Annotated in this window: 19 protein-coding genes; 12 read left to right on the top strand and 7 right to left on the bottom strand. The window is 70.3% G+C overall.

From position 1 onward, the window contains the following. The first annotated feature begins 104 nt into the window (after positions 1–104). Genes tgmA through tgmC form a run of 3 tightly spaced genes read left to right on the top strand, consistent with a single transcriptional unit; the run spans position 105 to position 2,520 of the window. The gene (gene tgmA / locus ACFV88_RS09270; RefSeq protein WP_385487742.1) at positions 105–377 is read left to right on the top strand and encodes a putative ATP-grasp-modified RiPP; all 273 of its coding nucleotides are present in this window, start codon (positions 105–107) and stop codon (positions 375–377) included. A gap of 2 nt (positions 378–379) precedes the next feature. Further along, positions 380–1,336 carry an ATP-grasp ribosomal peptide maturase gene (tgmB, locus tag ACFV88_RS09265; RefSeq protein WP_385487740.1) on the top strand — a complete coding sequence of 319 codons (957 nt, stop codon included), beginning with the start codon at positions 380–382 and terminating at the stop codon, positions 1,334–1,336. After that, the gene (gene tgmC / locus ACFV88_RS09260; protein WP_385487738.1) at positions 1,333–2,520 is read left to right on the top strand and encodes an ATP-grasp peptide maturase system methyltransferase; all 1,188 of its coding nucleotides are present in this window, start codon (positions 1,333–1,335) and stop codon (positions 2,518–2,520) included. The genes tgmB and tgmC overlap by 4 nt, the downstream gene beginning before the upstream one ends. A 161-nt stretch (positions 2,521–2,681) precedes the next feature. On the opposite strand, the gene ACFV88_RS09255 is transcribed toward tgmC, so the two are convergent. Further along, positions 2,682–2,822: a hypothetical protein gene (locus tag ACFV88_RS09255; protein WP_385487736.1), complete on the bottom strand. Its 141-nt coding sequence runs from the start codon at positions 2,820–2,822 to the stop codon at positions 2,682–2,684. After that, a complete protein-coding gene (locus tag ACFV88_RS09250) occupies positions 2,819–3,106 on the bottom strand; it encodes a hypothetical protein (protein ID WP_385487734.1) in 288 nt (95 codons plus the stop codon). The genes ACFV88_RS09255 and ACFV88_RS09250 overlap by 4 nt, the downstream gene beginning before the upstream one ends. Positions 3,107–3,225: 119 nt before the next feature. Here ACFV88_RS09250 and ACFV88_RS09245 point away from each other — a divergent pair, with 119 nt between their 5' ends. The 4 genes from ACFV88_RS09245 (at position 3,226) to ACFV88_RS09230 (ending at position 6,492) form a co-directional block, all read left to right on the top strand. Further along, positions 3,226–4,119 carry a DUF5753 domain-containing protein gene (locus ACFV88_RS09245; RefSeq protein ID WP_385487732.1) on the top strand — a complete coding sequence of 298 codons (894 nt, stop codon included), beginning with the start codon at positions 3,226–3,228 and terminating at the stop codon, positions 4,117–4,119. Then, on the top strand, positions 4,049–4,273 hold the full coding sequence (locus ACFV88_RS09240) for a DUF397 domain-containing protein (protein ID WP_385487730.1): 225 nt from the start codon (positions 4,049–4,051) through the stop codon (positions 4,271–4,273). The genes ACFV88_RS09245 and ACFV88_RS09240 overlap by 71 nt, the downstream gene beginning before the upstream one ends. A gap of 69 nt (positions 4,274–4,342) precedes the next feature. Beyond that, positions 4,343–5,275 (top strand): hypothetical protein, encoded by a 933-nt coding sequence (locus tag ACFV88_RS09235; RefSeq protein ID WP_385487728.1) that lies wholly within the window; start codon positions 4,343–4,345, stop codon positions 5,273–5,275. Between the two features lie 116 nt (positions 5,276–5,391). Continuing rightward, positions 5,392–6,492: a hypothetical protein gene (locus ACFV88_RS09230; RefSeq protein ID WP_385487726.1), complete on the top strand. Its 1,101-nt coding sequence runs from the start codon at positions 5,392–5,394 to the stop codon at positions 6,490–6,492. 32 nt (positions 6,493–6,524) lie between these two features. On the opposite strand, the gene soxR is transcribed toward ACFV88_RS09230, so the two are convergent. Both soxR and ACFV88_RS09220 read right to left on the bottom strand, forming a co-directional pair. Continuing rightward, the gene (gene soxR / locus ACFV88_RS09225) at positions 6,525–7,028 is read right to left on the bottom strand and encodes a redox-sensitive transcriptional activator SoxR (protein ID WP_385488005.1); all 504 of its coding nucleotides are present in this window, start codon (positions 7,026–7,028) and stop codon (positions 6,525–6,527) included. Positions 7,029–7,094: 66 nt separating this feature from the next. Then, positions 7,095–7,409: a hypothetical protein gene (locus ACFV88_RS09220; RefSeq protein ID WP_385487724.1), complete on the bottom strand. Its 315-nt coding sequence runs from the start codon at positions 7,407–7,409 to the stop codon at positions 7,095–7,097. Between the two features lie 251 nt (positions 7,410–7,660). On the opposite strand from ACFV88_RS09220, the gene ACFV88_RS09215 reads away from it, so the two are divergent. The 3 genes from ACFV88_RS09215 to ACFV88_RS09205 are packed head-to-tail and all read left to right on the top strand — an operon-like array spanning position 7,661 to position 8,949. Then, positions 7,661–8,182 (top strand): SigE family RNA polymerase sigma factor, encoded by a 522-nt coding sequence (locus ACFV88_RS09215; RefSeq protein WP_073785247.1) that lies wholly within the window; start codon positions 7,661–7,663, stop codon positions 8,180–8,182. Continuing rightward, the gene (locus ACFV88_RS09210) at positions 8,179–8,763 is read left to right on the top strand and encodes a PASTA domain-containing protein (RefSeq protein WP_385487722.1); all 585 of its coding nucleotides are present in this window, start codon (positions 8,179–8,181) and stop codon (positions 8,761–8,763) included. Before ACFV88_RS09215 ends, ACFV88_RS09210 begins: the two co-directional genes overlap by 4 nt. A gap of 48 nt (positions 8,764–8,811) precedes the next feature. Next, a complete protein-coding gene (locus ACFV88_RS09205; RefSeq protein WP_385487721.1) occupies positions 8,812–8,949 on the top strand; it encodes a hypothetical protein in 138 nt (45 codons plus the stop codon). Between the two features lie 65 nt (positions 8,950–9,014). Here the strand turns inward: ACFV88_RS09205 and ACFV88_RS09200 are convergent, their stop codons facing one another. The 3 genes from ACFV88_RS09200 to ACFV88_RS09190 form a co-directional block, all read right to left on the bottom strand. After that, positions 9,015–9,257: a hypothetical protein gene (locus tag ACFV88_RS09200; RefSeq protein WP_385487719.1), complete on the bottom strand. Its 243-nt coding sequence runs from the start codon at positions 9,255–9,257 to the stop codon at positions 9,015–9,017. Positions 9,258–9,437: 180 nt separating this feature from the next. Further along, positions 9,438–10,376: a hydroxymethylbilane synthase gene (gene hemC, locus ACFV88_RS09195; protein ID WP_385487717.1), complete on the bottom strand. Its 939-nt coding sequence runs from the start codon at positions 10,374–10,376 to the stop codon at positions 9,438–9,440. 188 nt (positions 10,377–10,564) lie between these two features. Beyond that, positions 10,565–11,947: a glycine--tRNA ligase gene (locus tag ACFV88_RS09190; protein ID WP_385487715.1), complete on the bottom strand. Its 1,383-nt coding sequence runs from the start codon at positions 11,945–11,947 to the stop codon at positions 10,565–10,567. Positions 11,948–12,282: 335 nt separating this feature from the next. Between ACFV88_RS09190 and ACFV88_RS09185 the strand changes: the two genes are divergently transcribed. Beyond that, a complete protein-coding gene (locus ACFV88_RS09185) occupies positions 12,283–13,365 on the top strand; it encodes a metal ABC transporter substrate-binding protein (protein WP_385487713.1) in 1,083 nt (360 codons plus the stop codon). Positions 13,366–13,456: 91 nt separating this feature from the next. Beyond that, entirely contained in the window at positions 13,457–14,269 is an 813-nt protein-coding gene (locus ACFV88_RS09180) for a metal ABC transporter ATP-binding protein (protein WP_385487711.1), read from the top strand. Positions 14,270–14,277: the final 8 nt, after the last annotated feature.

Genomic DNA, 14,277 nt, shown 5'->3' with positions numbered 1-14,277 from the left:
GAAGGGGTGGCGGTCGTGTCTGAGAACGCCCCCCTGTTCTAGCGAACGGCTCGGCACGCCCGGACAATGCACCCACGCTGAGAAGCCCTGGCCTGAGGAGACGAATGACCCGACAGACCGTCGCGCCGTGGGGGCTGACACGCATGGAGCCCTACCCGACGCTGAGCAAGCAGACAGCAACGCTCGTCGGGCTGGATCCGGACACCCAGACCGCGATCTACCAGGACGCGGAGGGCCGCCGGGTGGACATGGGGAAACACTCGACTCACCACGGCGTGGAGACCGCGACCACCACCAACCCGGGGGACGGCGCCAGCCCAGGTGCCTACGACGAAGATCACGACCAGCGGACGGAGCAGGACGAGTCCGAAAGCTGATCATGAGCACCCACCGACCCGTCGTGGTGCTCACGGAACTGGCCGACCCGACAGCCGACTGGGTGATCACCGAGCTGAACGAACGTCGGGTTCCCGTCATTCGGCTCGACCCCGGAACGGACCCGGTGGCCTTCTCCGCGCTCGCACTGCCCGGACATGACTGGAGGGGTCCCCTCGCAGCTGACGGCCGTCTCCTCGACCTCGGCAACGTGCGCTCCGTCTACTACCGCAGGCCGTCCCCGTACAGCGCGCCGGAACATCTGGACGCCCAGCAGCAGGCGTTCATCACCGCTCACGCCCGGCACGGACTGGGCGGCATCCTGGGGGCGCTCGACTGCCTCTACGTGAACCATCCTCACCAGAACCTGGCCGCCGGGTACAAGCCGCGCCAGATCACCGAAGCCGCCCGCGCCGGCCTGTTCGTCCCGCCGACCCTGATCACGAACGACCCCGCTGAGGGCCGCGCGTTCGCCAAGGAGTACGGGCCCGTCGTCTACAAGCCGCTGCGATCAACCCCCTACGTCGAGGCCGGCGAGCACCGCACGATCTGGGTCCGGCAGGTCGATCCGGACGAGATCGGCGACGGGGTCGCGGCCTGTCCCCACCTCTTCCAGCAAGCAGTGGACAAGGTCGCGGACATCCGGATCGCCGTCGTCGGCGACCGTTTGTTCGCCAGCCGGATCACCGTGGACGGCGACCATCTCGACTGGCGCTGGGACTACGACCGGATCACGTTCGATCCCATCGACGTGCCCGCCGACGTCCGCGAGGGCATCGGGAAGTTCCTGACCGCGTTCGGCTTGGTCTTCGGGGCCTTCGACTTCGGACTCGGCCAGGATGGCCGCTGGTGGATGTACGAGATCAACCCCAACGGGCAGTGGGCCTTCGTGGACCACGGGACCCGCACCGCCATCGCCGCCGCGCTCGCCGACGTACTGGAGAAGGGACTCCCCGCATGACCGACCTCGCTCACGACGAGCACGCCGCGCGGCTACGCGAGGAACTCGCAGACCGATTGGAGAACACCGGCGTACTACGCTCCGCCCCCTGGCGAGCAGCGCTCACCGCGGTCCCCCGGGAGGCCTTCGTCGCCGGCGGGTTCTTCCACCGCGGCAACGGGCCCCAGGGGACCGTGTGGACTCCGGCATCCCCCGGCACCGACGCCTGGCTGAAGGAGGTGTACAAGGACGAGACCCTGGTCACCCAGCTCGACGGCCATGTGCACCCCGACGACGTCGACGGCCCCGTCGACGGCGACCCCACCTCCTCCTCCACCTTGCCCGGCCTCGTCGTACGAATGCTGGAGGACCTGGACCCCAAGAACGACGCCCGCGTCCTGGAGATCGGCACCGGCACCGGCTACTCCACCGCGCTGATGTGCCACCGCCTCGGCAGCGAGCAGGTCACCTCCATCGAGTACGACCCGGCCGTCGCCGCCCGCGCCCGCACCGCGATCACCGCAGCCGGGTACACGCCCCGGCTGATCCAGGGCGACGGCCTCCAAGGGGACCCCGAGGGTGCGCCGTACGACCACCTGATCGCCACCTGCTCGGTACGCACCATCCCGCCCGCCTGGCTCCGGCAGGTCAAGCCGGGTGGCACGATCCTCACCACCGTGTCCGGCTGGCTCCACGGATCCGGCCTGGTACGCCTCGCCGTCGGCGAGAACGGCACCGCCGAGGGCCACTTCCTGCCCGGCACCGTCTCCTTCATGATCGCCCGCCCCCACGCTGCCCCGGACCTCGGTGACTTCTCCGCCCTGTTGCGGCAACCGGCAGACGAACGCCCCGCCCGCCACGGCCGGGACGTCTTCAGGAACTGGGGCCAGGTGTTCCTCGCCCAGCTCGCCGCCCCCGGAGCCCAGCACCTCTCCACCCGCGTGGACGGCGGGCCCTGGCTGGCGCACGCCATCGACGTCGACAGCGGTTCCTTCGCCACCCTCACCCCCGATGACGGCGGCGACGGGTACCACGTTCGCCAGGGCGGTCCGGCTCGGCTCTGGGACGACATCGAGGCCACCATCGACGTCTGGGAAGCGGCCGGCTCACCACCCCAGACCGCCTTCACCGTCGCCGCCACGCCCGCCGAACAGACGGTGCGTCTCGACATCCCGACCGGGCCCAGCTGGACCCTGCCCACCTGAAGGTGAGGATGGGCCGCCCCGCGTCACCGCGGGGTCGCGGGCCCGTACGTAGACGCCCGTGCCGTGGCAGCGGCGGCACGGGCACGGGCGGCAGGGCCCGGAGTTCGAGCCCGCCAGTACGGTGCCGGACCCCCGGCAGTGGGGGCACGCGTGCGGTTCCGTCACCGGTGGCACCGGCCGGGTACGAGGTAGGCGCCCAGGATGACGACCGCGCCCACCACGAAGAGGGACAGGGGCACCAGGGCGTCCAGGTTGCGGGCGACACCCCGCCAGAACGTGTCGCGCCGCCGGTGCCGCCTCACTGCTCGCCCGCGGCTTCCGTCTCGTGCCGCTTCACCGGACCGATGACGGTGGTGAGGCGGCCCACCCGGACCCGCTGGAGCACGTCCTTCAACTGGTCCACCAGTCGCAACGCCTCCCACTCGGTGAGCATCAGCCCCGTTCCGGCGGGGACGGGGGTGTCCCCCTGCACCACCAGCAACGGGAGGAAGACCATGTCCGGGGCGTCGCCCTTGATGACCCGGTGGATCGGCTCGCCGGGCGCCCGGAGGATGGTGATGCCGATGGGGGTGGATTGCGCGGTCATGGAACGCCGTTCCCTTTCGTAGCCCTTGGTAGTCGTACGGCTACGAGTGTCCGAGGCGGCGGGTAGGGTCGGAAGTGGTCGGCCGTAGCCGGATGTTCCACTGCAACGAGGGGGTTGCGATGCCTGCACACAGGTCCGCGATGGTCGGATGCGCCTCAGCAAAGAGAATCCTCGCCGCAGAACTCGCACGCCTGCGGGCGGCGTCAGGGCAAAGCCTCGGGACGCTGTCGGACCTGACCACGTACGACCGCGCGTATCTCCACAAGCTGGAGACTGGCAAGAGCAGCGGATCTCCCGAGGTGCTGGCCGCACTGGACGCCGTTTACGGGACCGGACAGCACTTGCAGGAGCTGTGGGAGCTGGCCAAGAACGAGGCGCACCCTGACAAGTACCAGCGGTTCATGGAGCGCGAACGGCAGGCCACAAGTCGCAAGCAGTACTCATTCAGCACCATCCCCGGGCTTCTCCAGACTGAGGGCTACATGCAGGAACTCATGGGGACGCACCTGAGTCATTCCGAAGAGGACCGGGCACGCCTCATCGCGGTCAGGCTGGGTCGCCAGGCCATGGTTCTCGGCAACCACCCCCAGCACTACCGTGCAATCCTGGACGAATCAGTCCTGCGCAGGCCCACCAAGGACGACCAGGTCTGGCAGGAGCAGTTGAGGGTGCTGATAGAGGCCACGAAGATGCCTAGCATCCGGATTCAAGTGTTGCCCTTCTCCGCCGGACTACACGGACTGTTGGGCGATTCGCTCACTCTGCTGCGGCTGCGGACGGGCAAGCTCATCGCCTATATGGAGGGAAATCGCGCCATGGATCTCGTCGAGGAACCGGATCGGGTGGAGCAGCTTGACCTCACCTACGACCTGTTGCGAGACGCCGCGCTACCTCCCGGGGAGTCCGCTCAGTTCCTCAGACACTTGCTGGAGGCCACGCCAAGTGCAAGCGATTCGCCACACCCCGGGGGGAGAAGCCTTCAACTGGCGAAAGTCCAGTCTGAGCAATGGTGAAGGAGGAGACTGCCTCGAGGTCGGACGAGGCAACCACGCGAGCGTCCCCATACGCGACAGCAAGCGCCCCCACGGCCCCGTGCTCCTCGTAAGGAACGCCGCGTGGACCGCGTTCCTCGGAGCCGTACGGACGGGCGACCCACTGAGCAGCTGACCTCGCACCACGAACCACGGGGGCCCAGGTCCCGGAACCGGTCCCGGCCTTCGCACCGTCGATGAAGCCATGCGTACAGCAAAACGACTCCAGGCACGGGTGGAGCGCATCCCCCTCACGCTTCGGGTGTGGTCGATCGGCGCAGCCGGCACCGCCTACCTCATCAGCGGCATGGCGTTCCCGCGCTACGGCGACTCACCGACCGTGCAGTGGGCCCTGCTCGCCTGCTGGTTCCTCTCCTTGGTCGCCTTCATCCTGCTGGCCAATGAAGTGACGAATCGCTTCTCGCCGCGCGCCAGACGCCGTCTGTCCACCCTCCGAACCATCGGATCGATCTCCGGATACCTGGGACTCACGGCATGTGCCGTCCTCGTGCTCTTCGTGGACCGAGCGGCAGCCATGGCACTGTTCGCACTTGTTGCATTCGGTAACTACTTCATTGCCGGCGGGAACGGGAGTCATCCCATCCCCCTGAAACACCTGCATGCACGCATCACCACTCGGGTGGCCTTCCGCATCATCGCCATCGTGGCAGCATCGATCGCGCTGATCCTCTTCTGCACGAGCACGCGAACGGCACCCGATCAGCAGAACGCCAACTTCACCTTCATGACGGGCATCTTCATCACCGCGGGCGGAGCTTCGCTGAAGGTCCACTCGCGCGCGAGGAAGCTGTGCACGCAGATCAGCCATCAAGCCGACTCGCTCGTCCTGACCCTCGACACCCTGGCATCGGGAACGGCCGACCAGAGGGAATCCCGCGTCAGCAGCGCCCGGGCCGAGTGGATGCAACTGAACCAAACCTTGGGCAACCGCATCGAGACCGGGCTTCCCCTCCACAGCACGTCGTTGCTCCCGACCCCCAACAGGCACCGGTTGCAGGGACTCGTGAACATGGCTCTTGCGGATGCCCTGCTCGGAGCCGATTCCGCCGCTCAGGCACGGGCCGAACTGCGTGAACTCTCCGATGCGTGCACACCCCGCATCGACACCACACTCTGAACTCCCAGGGGTCGCACCCGGGCGACGGGGCTCCCGGACGGGGAGAACCGCTGTGCGATCATGCGGTGACGGTCCTGGGGAGGGGCTGCGACGCTGATCGGGGTAGGGAGCTCGGTGTGGCCGCGGGTGGGGAGGAGCGCGGTTCGTCCGTGCCCGACGACGAGTGGGACCGGTTCCTGCGGGAGTCGGTGAACGGTACGCCGGACGACGCGCCCAAGGAGCCGTCCGCACGAGCCCGTGAGGTGACACGGCGGCTACGGGACGAACCCGCACCGCCGCAACCGTGGCGCACGTACACGCCGGCCCGGCCGAAGCGGCGCACGGGCTGGTACGTGGCCGGACTGCTGGCCGCGCTCGCCGTGCTGGTCGTGGCGCTGGTGCCGGGGCTGAGCAGCGGATGGTTCGGCGACGAGGGGACCGTGCAGCCGCTCGCCGTGGAGTCGGAGCGGCCGAACGACCCGCCGCCGCTGGAAGATGCCCAACGGCCCACGCTGGACGAGCCGTTCAAGGGCTCGCCCGCGGCGCGCTGGGCGGACGGCGCAGCCGGGGTCACCGTGCCCGCGGCCAAGGCGACCGGCTGGATGAGCAAGGCCGAAGTGGCGCGGGCCCTCGACCGGTCCCGGGAGTTCCTGAACGTGTCCAACCTGGACGCGAAGGTGTTGCGGGGCGAGCACCCGGCACGGGTCACCGCGCTGATCAACCCGGATCAGAAGGACGTGCAGGACTTCCTGAAGACCGCGTTCCGTGCGCCGAGCGAGGAGGACGATCCGCTGATGCTGTTCAGCCGGTTCGACCCGGCGCACACCCGTCCGGTCGGGGACGTCGTCAAGACCCGGGGGCGGATGACGTACCGGGAGGGCGCGAAGGGTGCGCTCCAGGTCACCGCGGACGTCACGTACGTGTACCCGGTTGCCCCGGCGGCGGGCAGCGACGAGGTCGTGCGGACGATCGTGCGGCGCGAGCTGGTGCTGAGCTGGGACGATCCTGCGAAGGTGATCACCGAGCCGGGGACCTTCTCGCTCGTCTCGTACAAGCTCGACAGCACCAACGGCGGCTGCGGCGACTCCACCGGCTACTTCACCCCGGAGTTCGGCAGCGCGCGGCCCACGGGGAGGAGCGGCGGCCCCGAGGTCGACCCCTACGACCGCAGCACCTCGATGGACGAACACCTGCGGGCGGCCGGCGACGCGGAGTGCGGGACGGCGTCCCGTTCGTAGACCCGCTGCCCGCGTCCGTCAGGGGCGTTCCGTCACCGCGCTACCCGGGGCCCCTCGCCCGCCGTCCGGTCGGCCGGGGCGGGTGCGGCGGCGGGCGGGTCGTCGGGGCCGGCCGCGGGGAGCAGGTTGGGGCCCGGGCCCTGCCGGGCGAGGACGTCTGCCGGGTTGAGGACCCGGCGCCGTCGGAGGGAGAGGCAACCGCAGCCGATGCAGCCGGTGATCTCGCGCTCCAACTGCTCGATCTCGCGGCGCCGCGCTGCGAGGTGGGCGTGCCAACGGCGGGAGATGCGGTCCCAGTCGCGTTTCGAGGGCATCCGGTTCTCCGGGAGGCCCGCTAAGACCTCCGCAACCTCGGACAGCGGGATGCCTATGCGTTTGGCCACGAGGATCAGGGAGATCCGGCGCAGCACGTGGCGGCGGTAGCGGCGCTGGTTCCCGGCGGTGCGCTCGGCGGCGATGAGTCCCTGTTGTTCGTAGAAGTGCAGCGCGGAGACCGCGACGCCGGCGCGCCGGGCGACCTCGCCGACGGCGAGCAGATCGGAGGGGTGGGGTGTTCGGGGTTCACGGGCACGTCCACGCTCCGTCCACGAGACCAGTTGACCTCAAGTCGACTTGAGGTCTTTAGCGTAGTCCACCGTGCCGCGAACCGTCGAAGCCGGCAGCCCGAACACCCCTGCGGGCAGCGGGTGTTCACGGATTGCCGACCGACCGCACAAAGGGCGGGCGTTCGACAACACGGCATCCCGACGGGGGTCCAGCCAAGGTGAGCCCAAAAGGGGCAGTGAGACGACCCGGTCCCGCCGCGAGATCACCGCGGCCACCTTCTTGCCGTGGCGGACATGACCGAAGCGCTGCTCGGCGGCCTGTCGGCTGGTGCCGAGCGCGTCGCCGACGTCGGCGAACGTAGTATCTGGCAAGAGGCGCCCCCGTTCTTCTCGGCCGACTGTGGGCCGCCCGCCCGGCGGCCCTCCGCTTCGCCGGGCCCCGCCCGCACCCCGGGCGGCAGCGGCGCGAGGTCCTGGGACACCCTTCCGTCCCGGCTGTGATTCACGTCACTGTCGGCGGCTCGGTGCAGCACCCGGCCCCGTTCCGCCGTCATGGGGGCAGTGATCGGGACGGGACGAGGAGAGGAGGTCGGCGGGTGAGGTTTCGCAGGAGCGGTCCGGGCATCGGATTCACGGAGTTCGTCGCACAGCGGTCGGGAGCGTTGTTCCGCACCGCGTATGCGCTGACCGGTGACGTGCACGTGGCCGAGGATCTGGTGCAGGAGACGCTGGAGCGGGCGTGCCGACAGTGGCGGAAGGTCGCGGTGGCGGACTCGCCGGAGGCGTACGTGCGCAAAGTGCTGGTCAACCTGGCCAACGACCGCTGGCGGCGGCTGTCGCGCCGGGGCGAGCGCCCCGGGCTGTCGGGGGTGCCCGAGACGGCCGACCCCCGGGACCGGTTCGGGCAGGTGGATCTGCGCGCGGAACTGATCGAGGCACTGCTCGGGCTGCCGATGGGCATGCGCAGCGTGGTGGTCCTGTACTACCTGCACGATCTGGACGCCCGGCAGGTCGCCGACGTCCTGGACATCTCTTCGAGTGCGGTGAGGTCCCAGCTCGCCCGCGGCCTGGCCAAGCTGCGCGATTCCGTATCGGGCGCCCAGGCGCCGCACACGCCGTCGGCCGCTTTCGGAGGTACGAAGTGAGGAACACGTCGTCCGGACCGGCCCCGTTCGAGCCGGGCCTCGAAGCCGAGCTGCGTGCCGCGGTGGCCTCCTTCGCCGACGGGCCGACGGCGCCGGTCGTCGACGCGGCCGCGATCGAGCGAGCCGTCAGCCGCAGCCGCTCCCGCCGGGCGCTCCTCGGCACCGCTGCGGCGTGCTGCGTGCTGGCGTGCGCCACGGTGGGGTTCTTCGCGCTGAAGCCCGTGCCGCCCGCGCCCGGCGCCGCCCCGTCCCTGTCCCCATCGGCGAACGGGGCGTGCACCCCGCTCGCCACCGGCACCCCCAAGAGCGGAAGCGCCGATGCGACTCCGACACAGGAGCAGGAGCAGGAGCAGACCACGGGAGCGGGCATCGCGCTGCCGGACCTGGCCGGCATGCCGGTCGAACAGGCCGGAAGCCTGCTGCGCGGACTCGGACTGAGCTGCACGATCATGCGGCACACGGACTGGAACGCTCCCGCCGGGCAGGTGATCAGCAGTCAGCCCCGGGGCGGCGCAGAACCGGTGGCACCGGGCTCGTCCGTCCTCCTGCTGGTCTCGACGGGCAAACCCGGCGGAACCTGAGCGACCGGGCCCTTCGGCCCGCGCACCGGCCGAGTGACCCAGGGGCCGGTGCCGGGCAGTCCGTCGACCGCGGCGCACCGGCTGGACGCCCGCCCCTCCGGGCCGCTGCTGGACTTTTCCGAGGGGCGCGTCCCCGAGCAGGGAGCCGTCATCGTCGCCGCGGTGAAGGCGTCCTTCTGCCCCTGACCGCCCGACACCGACGAGCCCTCGGGGGGTGTCCCTATGAGTGGTGTGCATCGTGACCTGCCACTTCACGATGCACACCACTCAATGGCTCGCCGCGGTCCGCCAGCGCGGGGAAATGGCCCCTTGTCTGGCCACCAGCCAGTTGCATGGAGGATGTCGCTCTCCTCCGCGCCCGTGAACCGCACGACCTCGAAGGGCTGCGTCGCGCTCTCCCGATCCACCGGGCCGTGATGGAACGTCACCGGGCCGTCGATCCCAGGGACCATACGGCTCACCACGACTGGCTCTTGGCTGTCGTCATTCGTCATGACCAAGATTCTGGCGGTCCCGGCAGTGGGAAGGAGGACGTTCTGAGATCAGGGGGCGGGCTGCTTCACCTCAAGATCATCCCACTGCCCCTTTTGGGCTCACCTTGGCTGGACCCCCGACGGGCCCCGCGAAGACCTGGCCGAACACCCACGCCGGTGCGGTCAGTACGCTCAGTACGGTCAGTGCGGGATGCCGTCGATCAGGTCCCGGGCGCCCTGGCGCAGCAGTGCGACGGCCACGGAGGTTCCGAGCGTCGCCGGGTCGAGCCGTCCGGCCCATTCGTGGGCGTTCAGGATGGTCTTGCCGTCGGGGGTGAACACACAGGCGCGCAGGGAGAGTTCACCGGCGCGGGCGGAGGCGTAGCCGGCGATCGGGCTGTTGCAGTGGCCTTGCAGCACATGGAGGAACATGCGCTCGGCGGTGGCCTCGCGGTGGGTGCCCGGGTCGCCGAGGGCGCTGACCGTCTCGATGGTGTCCTGGTCGTCCTCCCGGCACTGGAGGGCGATGATGCCGGCGCCGATGGGCGGCATCATCGCTTCGGGGGACAGCACCTCGCTGATCACGTCGGTGCGCTCGATCCGTTCCAGTCCGGAGACGGCGAGCAGGAGCGCGTCGGCGGCGCCGTGTGCGAGTTTCTCCAACCGGAGGTTGGCGTTGCCGCGGATCGGCACGCAGTGCAAGTGCGGGTGGCTGCGGGCGAGTTGGGCGGTGCGCCGGACGGAGGAGGTGCCGACCCGGGTGCCCGGCGGGAGGGCGTCGAGGGTGAGGCCGCCGGGGTGGACCAGGGCGTCGCGGATGTCGTCGCGGGCGAGCATCGCGGCGAAGACGGTCCCGGCGGGCAGCGGGCGGTCGGCGGGCACGTCCTTGACGCAGTGCACGGCGACGTCCGCCTCGTCGTTCAGCAGGGCCGCGTCGACCTCCTTGGTGAACGCCCCCTTGCCCTCGACGGCGGCGAGGTCACCCTGCCACTTGTCGCCGGTGGTCTTCACGGGAACGACCGTCGTGGTGACGTGCGGGTGGTGCGCGGCCAGGAGGGCACGGACCCGTTCGACCTGGGCGAGCGCCATCGGGGAGTCGCGGGTGACGATGCGGATCAGCTCGGGCGCGGACATGCGCACACCTTAGGGCCTGCCGACGATCTCCGTGACCCCCACCGGGAGGGCCGGGTGAGGGGCCCGGAACGCGTGGACCCCGGCCGCGCGGGTGCGGGGCCGGGGTCCACGGTGTTCCGGGGTGGCGACGGGGCTCACCCGGTACGGGGAACGGTCCCCGCACCGGACGGGTTCGCCCCGTCGCCCGGAAGGGTTCAGCAGCCGATGAGGCGGGCGGCGAGGTAGCCCTCGATCTGGTCGAGGGAGACCCGCTCCTGCTTCATCGTGTCGCGCTCACGGACGGTGACCGCGTTGTCGTCGAGGGTGTCGAAGTCGACGGTCACGCAGAACGGGGTGCCGATCTCGTCCTGGCGACGGTAGCGGCGGCCGATGGCGCCGGCGTCGTCGAAGTCGATGTTCCAGTGCTGGCGCAGCGCGGTCGCCAGGCCCTTGGCCTTCGGCGAGAGCTCCGGGTTGCGGGACAGCGGCAGCACGGCGACCTTGACGGGCGCGAGGCGCGGGTCGAGGCGCAGCACGGTGCGCTTCTCCAGCTTGCCCTTGGCGTTGGGCGCCTCGTCCTCGATGTAGGCGTCGAGGAGGAAGGCGAGCATCGTGCGGCCGACACCGGCGGCGGGCTCGATGACGTAGGGGGTCCAGCGCTCGCCGGCCTCCTGGTCGAAGTACGAGAGGTCCTGGCCGGACGCCTTGGAGTGCGCGGACAGGTCGTAGTCCGTGCGGTTGGCGACGCCCTCCAGCTCACCCCACTCGTTGCCGCCGAAGCGGAAGCGGTACTCGATGTCCGCGGTCCGCTTGGAGTAGTGGGAGAGCTTCTCCTGCGCGTGCTCGTACCAGCGCATGTTCTCCTCGCGCAGGCCCAGGCCGGTGTACCAGTTCCAGCGCTGCTCCATCCAGTACTCCTGCCACTTCTCGTCCTCGCCCGGCTTGACGAAGAACTCCATCTCCATCTGCTCGAACTCGCGGGTGCGGAAGATGAAGTTGCCCGGCGTGATCTCGTTGCGGAACGACTTGCCCATCTGGGCGATGCCGAACGGCGGCTTGCGCCGCGAGGTCTGCTGGACCTGGGAGAAGTTGGTGAAGATGCCCTGCGCCGTCTCGGGCCGCAGGTAGGCGACGGAGCCGCTGTCCTGGGTGGGGCCGAGGTGGGTGGCGAGCAGGCCGGAGAACTGCTTGGGCTCGGTGAACTGACCCTTGTTGCCGCAGTTGGGGCAGTTGATGTCGGCCAGACCGTTCTCGGGGAGGCGGCCGTGCTTGGCCTCGTAGCCCTCCTCCAGGTGGTCGGCGCGGTAGCGCTTGTGGCAGGAGGTGCACTCGGTGAGCGGGTCGGAGAAGGTGGCTACGTGACCCGAAGCCTCCCAGACCTCCGTGGCGAGGATCACCGAGGAGTCGATGCCGACGACGTCCTCACGGGACGTGACCATGTAGCGCCACCACTGACGCTTGATGTTCTCCTTGAGCTCGACGCCCAGCGGCCCGTAATCCCAGGCGGCGCGCTGGCCTCCGTAGATCTCGCTGCACGGGTAGACGAAGCCACGGCGCTTGCTCAGGCTGACGATGGTGTCGATCTTGTCGGCGGCCACGGTGCTCTCTTCATTACGACGGATGACGACGGGGTGACGACGGCGCGAAGCGAATGCTTCCGAGCGAATGCCCAAGGTTACGGCGCAGGCACGGGCCGGGCCAACTCCGGTCGGCCAAGTCTCGTTGGCCGGTCCACCGGTCCCCCGACGGCGTCCGCACCGGGGTCGGCGTCGGGGTCCGCACCGGCTCGGGGCGCGTCGGGTGACGGGCCGCGGTCGGAGGGCTCCGGACCGGGGTCGCGTACGCCGTTCGGACGGGATGATCTCGTTCGAGTGATGTGGGCGACTAGCCGGTTTATTGACAATCGTTTCCAGTTTTGTTGAAAATGACAGTCATGAACGTACGACGCCTGATACCCGGCACCGCCGTCGCGACCACCGCGGCCACCTTGGTCGCCCTGACCGCCCTGACCGGCTGCGGGGACGCGGGCGCGTCCGGCGACGGCGGCAAGCTCGACGTCATGGCCTCGTTCTATCCGCTCGGCTACCTCGTGGACGAGATCGGCGGTGACCACGTGCGGCTCACCACCCTGACCGAGCCCGGCCAGGAGCCGCACGACCTGGAGGTCAGCGCCCGGCAGCGGGCCGCCATGGAGGAGTCCGACCTCATCGTCTACCTCAAGGGGCTCCAGCCCGCCGTGGACGAGGCGGTCGGACAGTCCGAGGCCCGGACGAAGGTCGACGCGACGACGCTCACCTCCCTGGAGAAGACCGGCGCCGCCCGCTCCGAGGAGCCGGCCGACGAACACCCAGAGCACACTGACCACCCCGAGCACGGCGAGCCCGGTCACGAGCACCAGGACGGCGACGAGACCCACGCCGACGAGACCCACGCGGACGAGGGCGCCGGGGAGGACGCGCACGCCGACGACCACGGTCACGACCACAGCCACGACGGCCCCGACCCGCACATCTGGCTGGACCCGGTGCGCTACTCGGAGGTCGCCGAGGGGGTCGGCAAGGCGCTGGAGAAGGCCGACCCCGACCACGCGGCCGACTACCGCAACCGTACGGACGCGCTGGTCAAGCGGCTGGACGCGCTGCACAGCAGGTTCCGGAGCGGTCTGAAGGACACCCGCAGCGAGGTCTTCATCACCACGCACTCCGCCTTCGGCTACCTCGCCGACCGGTACGGACTGATCGAGGAGTCGATCAGCGGCCTCAACCCCGAGAGCGAGCCGAGCGGCGCCCGGATCAAGGAACTCCAGAAGGTGGCGAAGGCCGACGACGTGAACACGGTCTTCTACGAGACGCTGGTCTCCGACCGGACCGCGAAGTCCCTCGCCGCCGACACCGGGATGCGCACCGACGTGCTCGACCCGATCGAGGGCATCACCGAGAAGTCCCGGGGCGACGACTACTTCCAGGTCATGGAGGCCAACCTCACCGCCCTGCGCACCGCACTGGGCGCCAAGTGACGCCCGGCCCCGGGAATGCCCCGGGGCCATCGGCACGCTGACCGTGCCGGACACCGAACGAGGCCGTGACGGCCGGGAAGGACGCGGACCCGTGAACCACACGGACCACACGCACGGCACGGGCGACCCCGCGCGCCCGAGCGGAGACCCGGTCATCGCCCTGCGCGCAGTGACCGCCGAGCTGGGCTCGCGCCCCGTGCTGCGCGGCATCGACCTCACCGTCGACCGGGGCCAGGTCGTCGCGCTGCTCGGCGCCAACGGCTCGGGCAAGTCGACGGCGGTCCGCACCGTCATCGGCCAGGTCCCGGTGACCGGCGGCACCGTGGAACTGTTCGGCGTCCCCCGCCACCGCTTCCGCGACTGGGCCCGCATCGGCTACGTACCGCAGCGCACCACCGCGGCCAGTGGCGTGCCGGCGACCGTCACCGAGGTCGTCACCTCGGGGCGGCTGGCCCGCTCCCGCTTCGGGCTGCTCCGCCGGGCCGACCGGACGGCCGTCCGCGACGCGCTGGAGCGGGTCGGCATGGCGGACCGGGCCAAGGACCCCGTCGACGCGCTCTCCGGCGGCCAGCACCAGCGGGTGCTGATCGCCCGCGCGCTGGCCGCCGAACCCGAGCTCCTGATCATGGACGAGCCGATGGCGGGCGTCGACCTGACCAGCCAGGAGGTGCTGGCGGCGACCCTGCGGGAACAGGTCACGGCGGGCGCCTCGGTCCTGCTGGTGCTGCACGAGCTGGGACCGCTGGAACCCCTGATCGACCGGGCCGTCGTGCTGCGGGACGGCTGCGTCCTGCACGACGGACCGCCCCCGAAGGCCCTGGGTCAGCACGCGCTGCCCGGCCACGACCACGTCCACCCCCACGCGCCCGGCCCGGAGCCGCTGCGCACCGGTCTGTTGAGCTGAGGACGACG

The organism is Streptomyces sp. NPDC059816 (assembly GCF_042732055.1).
In the GTDB taxonomy this organism is placed as follows: domain Bacteria; phylum Actinomycetota; class Actinomycetes; order Streptomycetales; family Streptomycetaceae; genus Streptomyces.
The sequence above is the reverse complement of the archived record's forward strand: the minus strand, read 5'-3'. Positions and strand labels throughout refer to the sequence as shown.

Coding starts and splice junctions, on each gene's coding strand:
- ACFV88_RS09250 (WP_385487734.1), bottom strand. CDS start 3,106: ATGACCGCGCAATCCACCCCCATCGGCATCACCATCCTCCGGGCGCCC.
- tgmB (WP_385487740.1), top strand. CDS start 380: ATGAGCACCCACCGACCCGTCGTGGTGCTCACGGAACTGGCCGACCCG.
- ACFV88_RS09245 (WP_385487732.1), top strand. CDS start 3,226: ATGCCTGCACACAGGTCCGCGATGGTCGGATGCGCCTCAGCAAAGAGA.
- tgmC (WP_385487738.1), top strand. CDS start 1,333: ATGACCGACCTCGCTCACGACGAGCACGCCGCGCGGCTACGCGAGGAA.
- ACFV88_RS09235 (WP_385487728.1), top strand. CDS start 4,343: ATGCGTACAGCAAAACGACTCCAGGCACGGGTGGAGCGCATCCCCCTC.
- ACFV88_RS09185 (WP_385487713.1), top strand. CDS start 12,283: ATGAACGTACGACGCCTGATACCCGGCACCGCCGTCGCGACCACCGCG.
- ACFV88_RS09200 (WP_385487719.1), bottom strand. CDS start 9,257: ATGACGAATGACGACAGCCAAGAGCCAGTCGTGGTGAGCCGTATGGTC.
- tgmA (WP_385487742.1), top strand. CDS start 105: ATGACCCGACAGACCGTCGCGCCGTGGGGGCTGACACGCATGGAGCCC.